A 15,294-nucleotide genomic window follows, 5' to 3' on the forward strand; every position below is an offset into this window, starting at 1 on the left:
GGCATTAAGCCTTCTGTCGAATAATCCAAAGAGGGAGCCGGTTGGCTCCCTTTTTTTATGCTTTTTATCAGTGCGTTATAGCTGTGATTGGCTTTTGTCCCCAGCAGGTACTGATTAGACATCTGGCGATATTTAAGACAACAGCAAGGAGTGAGCGGGTGTTATATATCTTTGATTTGGGCAATGTGATTATCGATATCGATTTTCAGCGCGTGCTACAGGTATGGAGTCAGCACAGTGGGGTGCCGGTGGCCACTTTGCAGGCGCGCTTTACCCATGATGCGGCATTTTGCGAGCACGAGCGCGGGACCTTGAGTGATGCCGAGTTTGCCGAAGCGGTGAACCGAGTGTTAGGCATGCAACTGAGTTTTGCCCAGTTTGCCGAAGGGTGGCAGGCGATTTTTGGCGCGCTGCGTATGCCGGTGATTGAGCGCATGCAGCAACTGCGCGCGGCGGGTGAGACGGTGGTGGTGCTGTCAAACACCAATGCGCTGCACTGTGAGTTATGGCCGAGTCTGTACCCACAAGTGGCGCACAGCGCCGATCGGGTCTATCTGTCCAACGAGATGGGATGGCGTAAACCACAGCCGCAAATTTATCAGCAGGTGCTGGCAGATACCGGATTTACGCCGGCACAAAGCTGCTTTTTTGATGACAATGCCGACAATATTGCCGCCGCGCGCGCCTTAGGTATTGAGAGCGTGTGGGTAAAAGATGCGCAAACTGTCTTGGAATATTTCCGGCAGCGGGATCTCGGGGCGTAATTCGGCAACAGGATCGTTACTATAGGCACTGATTAATACAACGTGATTGATACAGTGAGAAGGACATTGTCATGGATACGCCATCTTTTGTGCGCAGTTGGGCGCAAGTACGGGCCTTTGCCGGTCTGCTATTGGCGCGCAGCAATGAAAACCGCCTGACGGTGACGGCCGGTTATTTAGCTTATGTGACGTTGCTGTCGTTGGTGCCGCTGGTGACGGTGGTCTTTTCGGTCTTTACCGCTTTTCCGGTGTTTGTCGGGGTGACCGACAAGGTGAAGCACTTTATTTTCAGCAACTTTGTCCCAGCGACCGGGGATGTGGTGCAAACCTATCTGGACGAGTTTGTCTCTAACTCCAGCAAGATGAGTGCGGTGGGGATCATCGCTTTGGTGGTGGTGGCGCTGCTGCTGATCTCGGCGGTGGATAAAACCCTGAACCACATTTGGCGCAGCCAGCGGCGTCGTCCGGCGGTGGTGTCGTTTGCCATTTATTGGATGATTTTGACGCTGGGGCCGTTGTTGGCCGGAGCCAGCTTAGTGACCAGCTCGTATCTGTTATCCCTGAAATTACTTACTGATACGGGGATTAACGGGGTGCTCGACAACTTGCTGCTGCTGTTCCCGTTTGTGTTGTCCTCGCTGGCGTTTTGGCTGCTGTACAGCGTGGTGCCTACCGAGCGGGTACCGACTCTACATGCGCTCAGTGGCGCATTGATCGCGGCGTTACTGTTTGAGATCAGCAAAAAAGTCTTCACCTTGTACATCACCTTTTTCCCATCGTATCAGGTGATTTACGGTGCGCTGGCGGTGATCCCGATTTTATTTGTCTGGGTTTACTTAAGCTGGTGTATTGTGTTGTTTGGTGCCGAAGTGACCGCAACCTTGGGTGAATGGCGACGGACACAGGCGCTGCAAGATGAGCCGTCACCCACGTTATAAATCGTGAGCCGCTGGCCGCTATCAGGCCGGTACATATAGCTCGGCACCTATTCGCAGGAGGGAAGGCTTATGTTTCATCTGTATCCGCCCATTCAGCCGTATTACAGCGGGTTTATCCGTCGCGGTCAGCACCAGATTTATCTGGAGCAGGTCGGTAATCCGCAGGGTCTGCCGGTGCTGTTTGTGCATGGTGGACCGGGGGCGGGGTGCAATGAGACCAGCCGGCGCTTTTTCGATCCGCAGCGTTTTCGGGTCATTTTGTTTGATCAGCGCGGTTGTGGTCGATCATTGCCGCATGGGCAGTGGCACGATAATCAGGTCAGTGATCTGTTAGCCGATATCGAGGCGATCCGCGAAGAGCTGCAGATCCCACGCTGGCTGCTGTTTGGTGGCTCGTGGGGCAGTACGCTGAGCTTGCTGTACGCCGAGGCCTTCCCTGAGCGGGTGCAAGCGTTGGTGTTGCGCGGGATTTTCTTGGGGCGTCAGCGCGATCTGGAATGGCTGTATGGGCCACATGGCGCGGCGCAGATGTTCCCTGAGCATTATCGGCACTTCATTGCGCCGCTGATGCCAGACATTGATGAGAGCAATGCACGTTTGTCGGCCGATACAGTGCTGGAAGGCTATTGGGCACTGCTCACTTCAAATAATGAGCTGGAGCGTAGCGCGGCAGCTCGGAGCTGGGCGCTGTGGGAAGCGCATCTGATACAGCTGCTGCCCGATCCGCAAATCTTAGAGCAGATGGGCAGTTTGCAGCATGCGGTGGCGCTGGCTACCCTCGAGTGCCATTACTTCCGCCATCGGTTATGGCAACCGGATAATCATATTTTGCTCAATGCCGAACGCTTGGCGGCGATCCCTCTGTATCTGGTGCATGGCCGCTATGACATGATTTGCCCGCTAGAAAATGCCTGGCTGGTGCAGCAAGCGTTGCCGCATGCTCAGTTGCAGGTGGTGCCGAATGCCGGGCACTCGGCGTTAGAGCCGGGGATCACTGATGCGTTGATCCGCGCGTTGCACAGCGCGGCAGCTGACGCGGAGTCGGCCTCGTAAATCGTAAGAAAATCAGCAGTAGGTTGTACACAAGGAGTTGCAGTAAATGATTGGATTGATTCAGCGCGTCAGTGAAGCCAGTGTGACCGTTGACGGAGAAGTGACCGGCGCTATCGGCCCGGGCTTGTTGGTGTTGCTCGGTGTTGAGCAAGGGGATGATGAAGCCAAGGCGCGCCGTCTGGCGGATAAAGTGTTGGGTTACCGCATTTTTGAAGACGAGCAGGGCAAGATGAACCTGAACGTGCAACAAGCCGGTGGCAGTGTGCTGGTGGTATCGCAGTTTACCTTGGCGGCAGACACCCAAAAGGGGCTGCGCCCCAGCTTTTCCCGCGGCGCAGCGCCCGATGACGCGCAAGCGTTGTATCGCTATTTTACCGATTACTGCCGCGGCCAATTGCCGACCGAAGAGGGCCGGTTTGCCGCCGATATGAAAGTGGCACTGGTCAATGACGGTCCGGTGACCTTCTGGTTGCAGGTGTAACCGGCAAGCTCTTCTTTGCTGCGCCGGCCAGACCGGTGCACTGGGTGAGTCTCTCACCGATACATCTCAGTTTGATAGATGTCAGAGCGATGGATTGCAAGGAGTACAAGGATGTACCGCTTAAGTACCCCCACCACGGATGAGGCGCTGGCGCGCTATTATCACTTTCGCTGGCAGATGCTGCGGGCACCGCTGCACCAACCGCCCGGATCAGAGCGCGATGGCTATGACGCCGGTGCGCATCACCAGATGGTGGTGGATGAGCACGATAATCCGGTGGCCATCGGGCGGGTCTATATCAATGCCGATGATGAGGCGGCGATCCGTTTTATGGCGGTGCATCCCGATTTACGCGGGCGCGGTTTGGGCACGCTAGTGGCCATGGCGCTGGAGTCGGTGGCACGGCAAGAAGGCGCGCGTCGTGTGGTATGTAGTGCACGCGAAGAGGCGGTGGCCTTTTTCACCCAATTGGGCTATCAGAATCAGGGGGAGTTGCAGACCGCCAGCAGCACGCCGGTGCGCCATTTTCTGATGATCAAGCCGCTGGCCGACCTCGAGACTATCTTGCACCGTCCAGATTGGTGTTTGCAGCTGCAACAGGCGTGGTATCAGTCGATCCCGATCAGCGAAAAGATGGGGATCAAAATCATGCAATACACCGGCCAGCGCTTTGAAACCAGCTTGCCGCTGGCGGCTAATCAAAATCCGTATGACAGCGTGTTTGCCGGAAGCCTGTTCTCGCTGGCGACCTTAACCGGCTGGGGCTTGATTTGGTTGCTGCTGCGTGAGCGTAATCTGGGTGGTGAGATTATTCTGGCCGATGCCCATATTCGCTATCCGCATCCGGTGGGCAATCGACCACGGGCGGTGGCCGATTTGAACGATTTGGGCGGTGATTTGGATCGTTTAGGGCGCGGACGCAAGGCTCGCGTTCAGATGAAAGTGCGGTTGCTGTCGGATGACAGTCCCGGCGCGGTGTTCGTCGGGACTTATTTGGTATTACCGGCCGGTTGTGGACCACATGCCGGTAACGGCGTGACGTCGACGCTGCTTTGAAGCGGCGGGGCTGCTACGGAACCGTCGGCGACAGCGTTCGATGGCGTGCTGGATTGCCAGTAGCGCATGAGGCGCTCACACAAGCCGGGATTGGAGAGCGTCAGCTGCAACTGGGTGCTCTGGACGGCATCTGGCGTGCTGACGGTGCGCGCATAGCGACCGGTGAGGGTAAAGGGAAGCTGACCGGCGGCGCTGGCTTGTTCAATGTTCACCATCCCTCCGGCGGCGCGCAGGCGCAGTTGCAGATTACGCAGCAAGGTCATTTGCCCTTCTTGCTGGCTCAGATCCAACCAGCGCCGTGGGTTGTCACCGGCTTTGGCTTCGGCAAACAGTCCGGCGGCCGCCGTATTTTGCAGCATCGCTTGCTCGGCGCTGACGGTCAGTTGTCCACTGAGTGGGCGTAACCCTTGCTCTGGAGCACGTGCGCTGCTGGCCAGTTCCAGATGAATATTACCAAAGCCACGTAATGGCAGCGCTGACCAACCCCAGCGCTGCAGGCTATCTAAGGCCACTTGCTGGCCGGTGAGACTTAAGGTGAACGGCCATGCCCCTTGTTGCTGCAAGTTGCCACTCCCTTCCCACAAACCTTGTCCACCAAAGGCGCTCAGCTCATGCAAGGTCAACTGACCGTCTTGTGCCTGCAGGTCTAACAGCAGGTGGCGTAAGTCCACTTTGTTGACGGTGGCATCGCGAGCATTCAGACGTAGACTGCCTTGCCACAGCCCCCAGTGCTGGTCACGGATCAGTTGCAGGTTACTGCCACTGGCACCCAGCGCGGTGAACTGGAAAGGAAAACGCGGACGGATATCCACCAGTAAGTTGTTATTTACATCGAGGCGCAGCACATTCAGCTGTTGCAGCCAGCTCGGTAGCGGTTGGGCGAGCCAGTGCAGCCAGCTATCAGGCAGGGTGTACTCAATACCGCTGATCCCCACTTCATCCAGCTGCAGGCTGTGTTGGGCGGCATTCCAACGCCCGTAGGTGCGCAGCAGTCCGTTTTCAAAGCGGGTGCTGACATCATCCAGCGTAATGCCATCAGGGGTGAAGGTCAGCTTGAGTACCGGATCGCGCAGGTGTACATCGCGGTAGACCAGATCGAGTGCATTCAGACTGAGCAAGCCATCGCGGGATTGCAGGCGGCCTTGGCCGAGTTGCAGGTCTTCGGCGCTCAAGTCCAGATCGTTAACCGACCAATCATTGCCCTCAAAGCGCGCATCCACCAGATCCAGATTGTGTAAGGTGATGGCCGGTAAACGCTGCCACAGACGACTGAGGACTTGCGGCAGACGGTTATCTTGCAAGCGCAAGCGGGTTAGACGCAGATCGCGCAGACTCCAGTGGCCGTCGCGGCTACGCTCGCCGCGGCCACTGATTTGGCCTTGCAGCATATCGGCACCAAAATCTTGCAGCAGTAACCGACCTTGTTGCCAGCGGCCGCGCAGCAACATCCGCTGCAATTCCAGTTCGCCATAAGTCAGGCTTTGGGCGCTGAGTTCAAACCGTGAATCATCGCCGAGCCAGCCGCCGGGACCGGGAATAAACGGGGTGATCCCGCCACTGACCGGATGTGCCACCAGTAAACGACCATCGAGTGGCGTACTGAGCGCCATGTTTTGCAGCAGCAGTTGGCGCGCTTGCAATGGAGGTTGAGTTTGTGGCTGTAATACGGCCGGTAGGCGCAGTTCACCGTCTTGCAGGCGAATTTGTTGCCAGTGGCGCGGATGGGTCAGGGTGTACCAGCCCATGCGCAGGGTGACCGTTCCGGCATCCAGCAGCGGTTCACTCCCACGGCTGAGGCGCACTTCACGTAGGCGAATTTCGGCAGGATTAAGCGGACTGTGTTGTACGCCGGCAATGGTTATCTGGTACCCACTGCGGCGCGAGAGCAGATCACTGAGCCAGCCAGCACCGGTTGGCGTTTGCAGCAAGGCATAGGCGAGAACCAGCGCCAGAGCCAGCAAAATCAGAAGGGTGCACAGAAATTTGCTCAGTAATTTCATAGGCCATGCATCTCGTTTGGGTCCGCGCCATTACGATCTCCGCCGTCAGGATAACAGCAGATCGTTACATTTCTCCGCGTCACGGCGGGCCGCGCCGGTGGCGAGCGGAGTGGCAGTCTCGGGCAGCCAATCGATAGTCAGTCCGCCGCAGCGCTGACGCAGGCGCGCCATGTGCTGCAACAGCTCGGGCACCGGTCCTAATTGCTGATGGGCGCTTTCCAGACAGCGTAAGGCCGGATGCAGCATATCTTGCTCGATTAGTAACGCAGCCAGCAATAACAGCTCTTCTGGACGGCGTTGTTGCAGGATCTGATTGAGCAGGCGGAAATTGTCGGTCATCACTCCTCCATGAGCAGATGGCTGCCTGATATAGCAGTCTGCCTGTTTCCGAGCAGCCTTACTAGAGGGTAGCCCAATAACTTGTCAGACAGATCACGTTCATCGGATGTGACAGACACCGGCCACTGACGTGGCCGGTGAGGTGGGATCAGCGTGGTTCGGCAGGCAGGATCAGATTCAGGGCAATCGCGGTCAGGCCACCGGCGGCAAGGCCAGATGACAGCACGCTTTTTAGCCACTCAGGGGCAAACTGCAGAATTTGCGGCTGCTGCGCCACACCCAGCCCCATCGCTAATGAGATAGCGATGATCAGCACGGCGCGGCGATCCAGTTGTTCACGGGCCATGATGCGCACACCGGCAGCGGCAATCGAGCCGAACATCACGATAGTGGCGCCGCCTAAGACCGGCTCAGGGATACTCAGCACCCAGGTCGCGATAACCGGGAACAGACCCAGCAGGGCCAGCATGGCGGCCACGGCATAGCCCACGTAGCGGCTGGCTACGCCGGTCATTTGGATCACGCCATTGTTCTGGCTGAAGGTGGAGTTCGGGAAACTGTTGAACAGGCCGGCCAGCGCGGAGTTCAAGCCATCGGCCAGCACGCCGCCTTTGATACGGCGCAGGTAGACCGGGCCACACACCGGTTGTTCGGACACTTCCGAGGTGGCAGTGATATCACCAATCGCTTCCAGTGAGGTGACCAGAAATACCAGCACCAGCGGCAGCAGCAAACTCCAATCGACACTCAGACCGTAGTAGAGCGGGGTCGGGATCATCAGCAGCGGTGCATCGTGGCTGGTGGTTGGCAGCATATCCAGCGCCCACGCCAGCAGGCAGCCCGCGCCCATGGCAATCACCAGTGACGCCACGCGCAGGTACGGATTACGCTGACGATTGAGCAGGACGATAATGCCCAGCACGGTACCGGCCAGCAGCAGGTTTTTCGGGTTACCGAAGCTGCCATCGCCGAGCGCACCATAGCCGCCACCGATGGAGACTAGCCCCACTTGGATCAGCGTCAGGCCAATTAAGGTGACCACAATGCCGGAGACCAGCGGGGTGATCACTTTTTGGGCTAGGTGCAAAATGCGCGATAACAGCACTTCGCTAAAAGAGGCCAGAATGATGGTGCCAAACAGCGCCGCCATCATGGTCGGTACGTCGGCGCCGCCTTGTTTGAGCGCTAAGCCACCGGCGATGATCGGGCCTAAAAAGTTGAAACTGGTGCCTTGAATCGACAGCAGACCGGAGCCAATCGGGCCTAAAGTCCGGATGGTCAGGAAGGAGGCCAGACCGGAGACAAACAGTGACATGCTGATGATGCGTTGGGTATCGGCAGCAGGCAGGCCCAGCGCCTGACAAATCAGCAGAGGCGGGGTGATCACGGCCACGAACATCGCCAGCAGATGCTGACCGGCGGCAAACAGGGTTTGCGGTAGTGGCGGGCGGTCGTCAAGGCGGTAAACCAGATCCGGATTACGGCGGGAAGTGCTGGCAGGAGTGGTATCGAGGTGTTCCGTTTCGATAGCTTGTGAGCTCATGCTGATTCCAAAATGTCAGAGTAAAAGGATTCGGTTAACTGCTGTGACCAAGGCGATGGCTCGCCGTGCGGGTGGTCGTGCGTTCGGTATCGGTGCGGCGTCTGCGCCTTCTTATCGTGTCGGCGGGCAAGACGGCAGGTCATGCGTCTTTTCCTCTTATCCGGCGATAAGTTATTCCAGTAATAGCGGAAGCAACCGTAAGTTCAGTACTGGCTGGTGTGCACGTTAAGCAGATAATGGCGCGCATTTTAGCCAGCTTTCGCCAAAAAGCAAACGTTTGCTTGTGATGGCGGTAACTTTTTTGCCGCGACATGCGTGTGGCTGCATAGCGATGGATATCTCGGAGAATATCTCGGGAAATACAGTGCAAGAACGCAGAGGACTATCTGGCGAGCCAGTTGGCGTGGATGCGGGAGTACACCGCAGTGTGCCGCGAGATTAAGCCTGAGAGTAATCGGTTCGCCGTGGCAGCCAGCGCTCGATTAAGGCGGCGGCGTGCTCGGGATAGCGCTCGTGCAGGTGACGGGCCAGTTTTTGCACCTCAGGGATCAGCGCTTGATCGCGCAGCAAGTCGGCAATTTTAAACTCAGCCAAACCGGTTTGCCGAGTCCCCAATAGCTCACCGGGGCCGCGGATTTCCAGATCTCGCTGGGCAATCACGAAGCCATCGTTACTGTCACGTAGCACGCTCAAGCGCTTTTGCGCGGTGGCGGTGAGTGGGGTCTTGTACAGCAGTACGCAGTGCGAGGCGACCGCGCCACGGCCAACCCGGCCACGTAACTGGTGCAACTGCGCCAAGCCCAGTCGTTCAGGGTTTTCGATGATCATCAAACTGGCATTCGGGACATCCACCCCCACTTCAATCACCGTGGTGGCAACCAGTAAGTCTAACGCGCCGGCTTTGAACTCGGCCATGACCGCCTGCTTTTCCGCCGCTTTCATGCGGCCATGCACCAAACCGATGCGCAGTGCCGGCAACTGCAGACGCAGATCGGCGGCGGTGTCTTCGGCGGCTTGTGCTTCAAGCTGCTCGGATTCTTCAATCAGGGTGCAGACCCAATAGGCCTGACGGCGCTCTTGCTGGCAGGCATCGCTGACGCGGCGGATGATATCGGCGCGTCGGGTATCGGGGATGGCGACCGTGGTGACTGGCGTGCGTCCGGGCGGGAGTTCGTCGATCACCGAGGTGTCGAGATCGGCATAGGCGGTCATCGCCAATGTGCGCGGGATAGGGGTGGCGGTCATGATCAGCTGATGTGGATACAGGCCGTTGCTGGCCCCTTTTTCGCGCAGGGTCAGACGCTGATGCACCCCGAAGCGGTGCTGCTCATCAATGATAATGAGGCCCAAGCGAGCAAAGTGAATTTCTTGCTGGAACAGCGCGTGGGTGCCGACCACCATCATGGCCTCGCCATCGGCGATCGCTTGTTGCTCCGCGATTCGCGCTTTGCCTTTTTGCTTGCCGGCTAGCCAGCCGACTCGAATACCCAGCGGCTCAAACCAGCTGCGAAAGGTGGTGGCGTGTTGCTCGGCTAATAGCTCGGTCGGTGCCATCAAGGCCACTTGCTGACCGGCGCAGATGGCTTGCAACGCCGCCAGAGCGGCCACCAAGGTTTTACCGGAGCCAACATCCCCTTGCACCAAACGCATCATCGGCTGCGCTTTGGCCAAATCGGTGGCGATTTCGCGCACTACCCGCTGTTGGGCACTGGTCGGCGAAAACGGCAAGGCGGCCAGAAACTGCTGATACAACGCGGCCTGCTGACATGGCGGTAAGCTCGGTGCTTGATGCGCTTGGGTTCCGGCGCGGACTTGCAGCATGCTCAAGTGATGGGCTAACAGCTCTTCAAGGATCAAGCGCTGCTGCGCCGGATGGCGACCATGCTCCAGCGCCTCGGCGCTGATATCGGGCGTAGGCCGATGCAGCAGGTGTAATGCCTGCACAATGCCCATCTGGCGATGATTGAGACTGTCAGGCAGTAACTCGGGGATGGCGACGCTATCGAGCATCGCTAATGCTTGATCGGTGAGTTTGCGTAAGCTGGCTTGCTTGAGCCCTTCGGTCGCCGGATAAACCGGGGTGAGCGTCTCTTCGACGCTGCTATCGGCCTGCTCACCGAGCAAGCGATATTCGGGATGCATCATCTCGGGGCCAATTTGTCCGCGTTTGACTTCACCAAAGACACTGATGCGACGCCCCACCGCCAGCGAGTTTTTCATCGCCGCGGTGAAGTGGAAAAAGCGCAAACTGAGGATGCCTGAGCCATCACTAATCCGGCACAGCAGCATGCGCCGCCGACCACCGGTTAACTCACAGCTTTGGATGGTGCCTTCGACTTTGGCATGCACCAGCGGGAGCAAGCCGGCAATTGGTGTGATGCGGGTACGGTCTTCATAGCGCAGTGGCAGGTGCAGCAGCAGATCCTGCACCGAGTGCAGGCCAAGCTTATCCAGCTTACCGGCCATGCTGCTGCCCACCCCAGACAGGGCGGTCAGCGGCAGTGCATCGAGCAGACGCCCGCGCATCACTTAGTTATCCGCCGCCTGGATCGCCGCCCACCACTCGGGCGGCGCCACGATTTCACCGTATTGGTCAATCTGCGGCATCGGCAGCCCTTTGCGGCGCGCCACTTTGGCAATCACCGGATAGCCGCCTTCATACAGCAGACGTTGCTGCTCTTCTTCGCTCAGGCGACTGGCGGCGCAGCTGTCATACATGCCCGCCAGCTGACGCTGACGTTGGGCTTCGTACAAAATCAGCGCCGAGGCCACCGACACATTCAACGACTGCACCATACCGACCATCGGGATGATGATCTGGTGATCGGCTAACGCCAGCGCTTCTTCGCTGATACCGGTTTTTTCCTGACCAAGCAAAATGCAGGTTGGGCGGGTGTAATCGATGCTGCGAAAATCCACCGCTTTATCGGACAGGTGGGTGGCCAGCACTTGCATGCCTTGCGCTTTGAGATGGCCGACTGCCGCGCCAATGGTGCGGTGAGTGCGGATCTCCACCCAGTTGTTGCTACCGGCGGCGGTAGACACCAACGAGCGCATCCGATCGCCTGGCCATACCGCATGCACTTCGTGTACGCCGACCGCATCGGCGGTACGGATCACCGCCGACACATTGTGCGGCTTGTGCACTTGTTCCATGCAGACAGTCAGATCAGGCTGGCGCAAGGCCAGCATCTGTTGGATCCGTTGAAAACGTTCTGGAGTCATGATTAATCAGTAACGGTTACGGCTGACCTTGATGACATCCGGCATTACCCGGATTTTGCGCATGATGTTGGCCAAGTGAACCCGGTCGTGTGCGCTTAACCGGATGAAAATGTTGTACACGCGGCCATCGCGCTCTTCGGTGGTCAGGTTGTAAATATTGGACTCAGTGGTGGCAATCACCGCGGTCAGATCAGCGAGCGCGCCGTGATGGTTCACCATCTCGACTTTGATCTCGGTAATAAACTCTTGGCTAGCGGCGGATTTATCCCACTCGACGGCCATGAATTTTTCCGGCTCTTTCTGATAGCCGCGAATGTTGCGGCAAGACTCATGGTGGATCACCAAGCCTTTACCTGGGCTGACGTGGGCAATGATCGGATCGCCCGGAATCGGTCGGCAGCACTTGGCAAAGGTCAGCAAAATGCCATCGGCACCGCGGATCGGCAGCTTTTTGTGCGGTAAGGCTTTTCCACTTGGCTCCGGTTGCGGCTCACTGACTTCCTGTTGCAAACGGCGAGCAATCACCACGCTCATGGCATTACCGAGGCCAATTTCGGCCAGCAGGTCATCTTGCGTGTGCAGTTTCAGGTCATCCAGCACGCGTTTGACTTTCTCTGGCGCGATATCTTGCAGTTTCACACTGCCTAAGGCGTGATTGAGCAGGCGGCGGCCAAGGCTGACCGAGTCATCGCGTTTGAGGTTTTTCAGCATCTGGCGGATTTTGGCCCGCGCTTTGGAGCTGACCACAAAGTTGAGCCACGCGGCGTTTGGCCGGGTGCCCGGTGCGGTGATGATTTCCACCGTTTGCCCCGAGCTTAAGGCTTGCGACAGCGGGAATGGCAGGCGATCAACCCGTGCGCCAACACAAGTGTGGCCGATATCGGTATGCACCGCGTAGGCAAAGTCCACCGGTGTGGAGCCTGCCGGCAGCTCGACAATGCGGCCTTCCGGCGTGAACACGTAAATCTCATCGGGGAACAGATCGGATTTCACGCTCTCGATAAACTCAAACGAGTTACCGGCACTTTGCTGCAGCTCCAGCAAGCTTTGCATCCAGCGCTGGGCGCGGATTTGCGCGGTCGAGACCGACTCGCCTTGCTGTTTGTAGGCCCAATGGGCCGCCACCCCCATCTCTGCCATCTGATCCATATAATCGGTACGGATCTGCACCTCAACCGGTACGCCGTGCGGGCCGATCATCGAGGTGTGCAGGGATTGGTAGCCGTTGGCTTTGGGAATGGCAATGTAATCTTTGACGCGACCAGGGCGCGGTTTGTACAGACTGTGCATTTGACCGAGCACGCGGTAACAGCTGTCGACATCTTTGACGATCACCCGAAAGGCATAGATATCCATGATCGAGTGAAAACGCTGCTCTTTGAGCCGCATTTTGTTGTAGATGGAGTAAAGGTGTTTTTCTCGTCCGCTGACTTTGGCGCTGATCCCCACTTCACGTAGGCGACCGTCAATTTCGGATAAGATCTTTTGGATCATCTCTTTACGGTTGCCACGCGCCGCTTTCACCACCTCTTTGAGGACGCGAAAACGATTCGGGTACAGGGCTTCAAAGCCTAGCTCTTCCAGCTCGGTCTTCAGGTGATGAATACCCAGACGGTGGGCCAGCGGGCTATAGATTTCGAGCGTTTCGCGCGCAATACGCCGACGTTTATCAGGGCGCAGTGAGCCTAAGGTGCGCATGTTGTGCGTACGGTCGGCCAGCTTGATCAAAATGACGCGGATGTCTTGCACCATCGCCATGATCATTTTGCGAAAGTTTTCGGCTTGGGCTTCTTTCTTATCGCGGAATTTGAGCTTATCGAGTTTGGACACGCCCTCGACCAGCTCGGCCACGCTTTTGCCAAACCGCTCTTGCAGATCTTGATGGGTAATATCGGTGTCTTCAATCACGTCATGCAGCAGGGCTGCCATCAAGGTTTCGTGATCGAGGTGCATTTCGCCCAGAATACAGGCCACCGCCACCGGATGGGTGATGTAAGGCTCCCCGCTGGAGCGGGTTTGTCCTTCGTGTGCATCACGCGCAACAATAAATGCCTGCCTGAGGCGATCTATCTGATCCTCAGGCAGGTAGCGCTGTGCAACTTGGTACAGGCTCTCAAATAAATACAAGGCTTAAGGCGCACTCTGTAACAGAATTAACGACGGCCTTCAGCGATGGCTGCAACAGCTTGCAGTTCAGCCGCTTCTTGCTCCTGCTGTTCTTGACGCTCACGGGCATCCAGAATGTCAGCGTTGATCAGACCATCTTCGATCTCGCGCAGGGCGATCACGGTGTACTTGTCGTTCTCTTCCGGGACAAGCGGATCTTTACCCTGGGTTTGCATCTGACGCGCACGACGTGCAGCGACCAGTACCAGGTCAAAACGGTTACCAACTTTCTCAACGGCGTCTTGTACGGTTACGCGGGCCATGAACGACTCCAATGGATCCAATAGGGAAAAGACAAATGACTAGAAATGATACTCAATCCGAGCTTACTCTGCCAACAATTTGCTGATCATCGCACCGTGGCGCAGCCCCTGACGCTCTCGTTTTAGGCGCTCGGCGCGGATAATGTTCTTCAGATCAACCAGCGCTTGATCGAAATCGTCGTTCACGATCAGATAGTCATACTCATCGTAATGCGACATCTCGCTGACCGCTTTGGCCATGCGCTTGGCGATCACGTCATCACTGTCCTGACCGCGGCCACGCAGGCGGCGCTCCAGCTCTTCCCGTGACGGTGGCAGGATGAAAATGCTGCGTGCCTGAGGCATTTGCTCACGCACCTGACGTGCACCTTGCCAGTCGATATCCAAGAAGACATCGATGCCCTGATCCAACACTTTTTCGATGGTCGGGCGGGAAGTACCGTAATAGTTACCAAATACTTCCGCGTATTCTAAAAACGCTTGCTGCTCAATCAGCGCTTTGAATTCATCCACGCTGATAAAGTGGTAATGCTCACCATTATTCTCGCCCGGACGTGGTTCACGGGTGGTGTGCGACACCGAAACCTGCATGTCGTAGGTTGGGTGAGTTTTCAGCAATGCATTGATAAGGCTGGATTTACCAGCACCGCTCGGAGCGGAAACAATATACAGAGTACCTTTGGGCATAATGTCACTATACAGTTGCAGGTATACGGTTACAGGCATCCAGTTACAGGTACCCCGGTACGGGTGCCGAGCAGTGAAGTCGGTGACCGCCGCTATACGGGCAAAGGCCGGGGATTACGGGACGACAGGCTGTCAGTGTGCGGCGGTGCCTTTACGGCTAACCGAGCGGCAACTGACGGCGGGTAAACGATCATTTTAGCCCAAATTGCTCAGGCTGTCGTCAGGATTGTCAGGATCTGCGTTAGCCTCATGAGTGAGGTGCCCGATGAACGCGTATTGTCTGAAGAGGTTATCTGAAACTGTTATCGGAAAGGGAAACAGGGAAGACGGTACATCTAGGCATGCAAATACAGCCACCTAAGACGCGTTGCTTAGGTGGCTGAACAAAATTATTTCACTAACGAGATGGATTTCACATCCACTTTGTTTTTATCCATGCCCCACTCGCGATCGTATTCACCGGTAATTTTTACGGTGTCGTTCGGGCCGGCATTCACGCCATTCCACACTTTCTGATCGATCTCGACTTGGATTTCGCCGCTGCCGTCAGAGAACAGGTATTTGTCATGGCTAACTTGAGAAACCAGTTTGCCTTGCAGGGTTACCCACGCATCATTTTTCTGGTTAGCCAGATCTTTTACGCTGACTTGAGCTGCGGCTGGAGTACCGGTATAGGCTGCCATGGCCGGGGCCGCAGACAGAGCAGAAAACAGCGCCAGTGGTAATACGAATTTCAGCATTTTGTTCATAACGACCTCGGTAGATGGTTAAGCCAATTA

14 protein-coding genes are annotated in these 15,294 nt (G+C 56.9%); 5 read left to right on the forward strand and 9 right to left on the reverse strand.

All coding sequences use genetic code 11. The annotated features are described in order from the left end of the window. Nucleotides 1-158: 158 nt before the first annotated feature. The 5 genes from LQ901_RS14435 to fabY all read left to right on the forward strand — a co-directional run bounded on the left by LQ901_RS14435 (nucleotide 159) and on the right by fabY (nucleotide 4,292). Entirely contained in the window at nucleotides 159-764 is a 606-nt protein-coding gene (locus LQ901_RS14435; protein ID WP_010864948.1) for an HAD-IA family hydrolase, read from the forward strand. A gap of 71 nt (nucleotides 765-835) precedes the next feature. After that, a complete protein-coding gene (locus tag LQ901_RS14440; protein WP_010864947.1) occupies nucleotides 836-1,702 on the forward strand; it encodes a virulence factor BrkB family protein in 867 nt (288 codons plus the stop codon). A gap of 69 nt (nucleotides 1,703-1,771) precedes the next feature. Continuing rightward, nucleotides 1,772-2,755, forward strand: a complete 984-nt coding sequence (gene pip / locus LQ901_RS14445; protein ID WP_152144531.1) for a prolyl aminopeptidase — start codon at nucleotides 1,772-1,774, stop codon at nucleotides 2,753-2,755. Between the two features lie 46 nt (nucleotides 2,756-2,801). Further along, entirely contained in the window at nucleotides 2,802-3,236 is a 435-nt protein-coding gene (dtd, locus tag LQ901_RS14450) for a D-aminoacyl-tRNA deacylase (RefSeq protein ID WP_047706580.1), read from the forward strand. A 111-nt stretch (nucleotides 3,237-3,347) separates the two neighbouring features. Beyond that, nucleotides 3,348-4,292, forward strand: a complete 945-nt coding sequence (gene fabY, locus LQ901_RS14455) for a fatty acid biosynthesis protein FabY (protein WP_010864944.1) — start codon at nucleotides 3,348-3,350, stop codon at nucleotides 4,290-4,292. Here the strand turns inward: fabY and LQ901_RS14460 are convergent. The 9 genes from LQ901_RS14460 to LQ901_RS14500 form a co-directional block, all read right to left on the reverse strand. Beyond that, complete coding sequence (locus LQ901_RS14460; protein WP_152136697.1) at nucleotides 4,226-6,292, reverse strand: AsmA family protein; 2,067 nt, start codon at nucleotides 6,290-6,292, stop codon at nucleotides 4,226-4,228. The genes fabY and LQ901_RS14460 overlap by 67 nt on opposite strands. A gap of 45 nt (nucleotides 6,293-6,337) precedes the next feature. Beyond that, nucleotides 6,338-6,631, reverse strand: a complete 294-nt coding sequence (locus LQ901_RS14465) for a hypothetical protein (protein ID WP_010864942.1) — start codon at nucleotides 6,629-6,631, stop codon at nucleotides 6,338-6,340. A gap of 148 nt (nucleotides 6,632-6,779) precedes the next feature. Further along, nucleotides 6,780-8,174: a uracil-xanthine permease family protein gene (locus LQ901_RS14470; RefSeq protein WP_039046096.1), complete on the reverse strand. Its 1,395-nt coding sequence runs from the start codon at nucleotides 8,172-8,174 to the stop codon at nucleotides 6,780-6,782. Nucleotides 8,175-8,612: 438 nt separating this feature from the next. Beyond that, nucleotides 8,613-10,700, reverse strand: a complete 2,088-nt coding sequence (gene recG, locus LQ901_RS14475; RefSeq protein WP_152136695.1) for an ATP-dependent DNA helicase RecG — start codon at nucleotides 10,698-10,700, stop codon at nucleotides 8,613-8,615. Between the two features lie 3 nt (nucleotides 10,701-10,703). Continuing rightward, on the reverse strand, nucleotides 10,704-11,399 hold the full coding sequence (trmH, locus tag LQ901_RS14480; protein WP_152135677.1) for a tRNA (guanosine(18)-2'-O)-methyltransferase TrmH: 696 nt from the start codon (nucleotides 11,397-11,399) through the stop codon (nucleotides 10,704-10,706). Between the two features lie 6 nt (nucleotides 11,400-11,405). Next, nucleotides 11,406-13,526 (reverse strand): bifunctional GTP diphosphokinase/guanosine-3',5'-bis pyrophosphate 3'-pyrophosphohydrolase, encoded by a 2,121-nt coding sequence (spoT, locus tag LQ901_RS14485; RefSeq protein WP_010864938.1) that lies wholly within the window; start codon nucleotides 13,524-13,526, stop codon nucleotides 11,406-11,408. Between the two features lie 26 nt (nucleotides 13,527-13,552). After that, nucleotides 13,553-13,828, reverse strand: coding sequence for a DNA-directed RNA polymerase subunit omega (gene rpoZ / locus LQ901_RS14490; protein ID WP_010864937.1), 276 nt, complete (start codon nucleotides 13,826-13,828; stop codon nucleotides 13,553-13,555). 63 nt (nucleotides 13,829-13,891) lie between these two features. Next, entirely contained in the window at nucleotides 13,892-14,515 is a 624-nt protein-coding gene (gene gmk / locus LQ901_RS14495; RefSeq protein WP_010864936.1) for a guanylate kinase, read from the reverse strand. Nucleotides 14,516-14,904: 389 nt separating this feature from the next. Then, entirely contained in the window at nucleotides 14,905-15,264 is a 360-nt protein-coding gene (locus LQ901_RS14500; RefSeq protein WP_010864935.1) for a YgiW/YdeI family stress tolerance OB fold protein, read from the reverse strand. Between the last annotated feature and the right edge of the window lie 30 nt (nucleotides 15,265-15,294).

Source organism: Plesiomonas sp. PI-19, from assembly GCF_021368255.1.
In the GTDB taxonomy this organism is placed as follows: Bacteria; Pseudomonadota; Gammaproteobacteria; order Enterobacterales; family CAMTGL01; genus Plesiomonas; species Plesiomonas shigelloides.

Bases quoted from the DNA above. Each gene is read 5' to 3' on its own strand.
- LQ901_RS14440 (WP_010864947.1), top strand. From the start codon at position 836: ATGGATACGCCATCTTTTGTGCGCAGTTGGGCGCAAGTACGGGCCTTT.
- pip (WP_152144531.1), top strand. From the start codon at position 1,772: ATGTTTCATCTGTATCCGCCCATTCAGCCGTATTACAGCGGGTTTATC.
- dtd (WP_047706580.1), top strand. From the start codon at position 2,802: ATGATTGGATTGATTCAGCGCGTCAGTGAAGCCAGTGTGACCGTTGAC.
- fabY (WP_010864944.1), top strand. From the start codon at position 3,348: ATGTACCGCTTAAGTACCCCCACCACGGATGAGGCGCTGGCGCGCTAT.
- LQ901_RS14460 (WP_152136697.1), bottom strand. From the start codon at position 6,292: ATGAAATTACTGAGCAAATTTCTGTGCACCCTTCTGATTTTGCTGGCT.
- LQ901_RS14465 (WP_010864942.1), bottom strand. From the start codon at position 6,631: ATGACCGACAATTTCCGCCTGCTCAATCAGATCCTGCAACAACGCCGT.
- LQ901_RS14470 (WP_039046096.1), bottom strand. From the start codon at position 8,174: ATGAGCTCACAAGCTATCGAAACGGAACACCTCGATACCACTCCTGCC.
- recG (WP_152136695.1), bottom strand. From the start codon at position 10,700: ATGCGCGGGCGTCTGCTCGATGCACTGCCGCTGACCGCCCTGTCTGGG.
- trmH (WP_152135677.1), bottom strand. From the start codon at position 11,399: ATGACTCCAGAACGTTTTCAACGGATCCAACAGATGCTGGCCTTGCGC.
- rpoZ (WP_010864937.1), bottom strand. From the start codon at position 13,828: ATGGCCCGCGTAACCGTACAAGACGCCGTTGAGAAAGTTGGTAACCGT.
- gmk (WP_010864936.1), bottom strand. From the start codon at position 14,515: ATGCCCAAAGGTACTCTGTATATTGTTTCCGCTCCGAGCGGTGCTGGT.
- LQ901_RS14500 (WP_010864935.1), bottom strand. From the start codon at position 15,264: ATGAACAAAATGCTGAAATTCGTATTACCACTGGCGCTGTTTTCTGCT.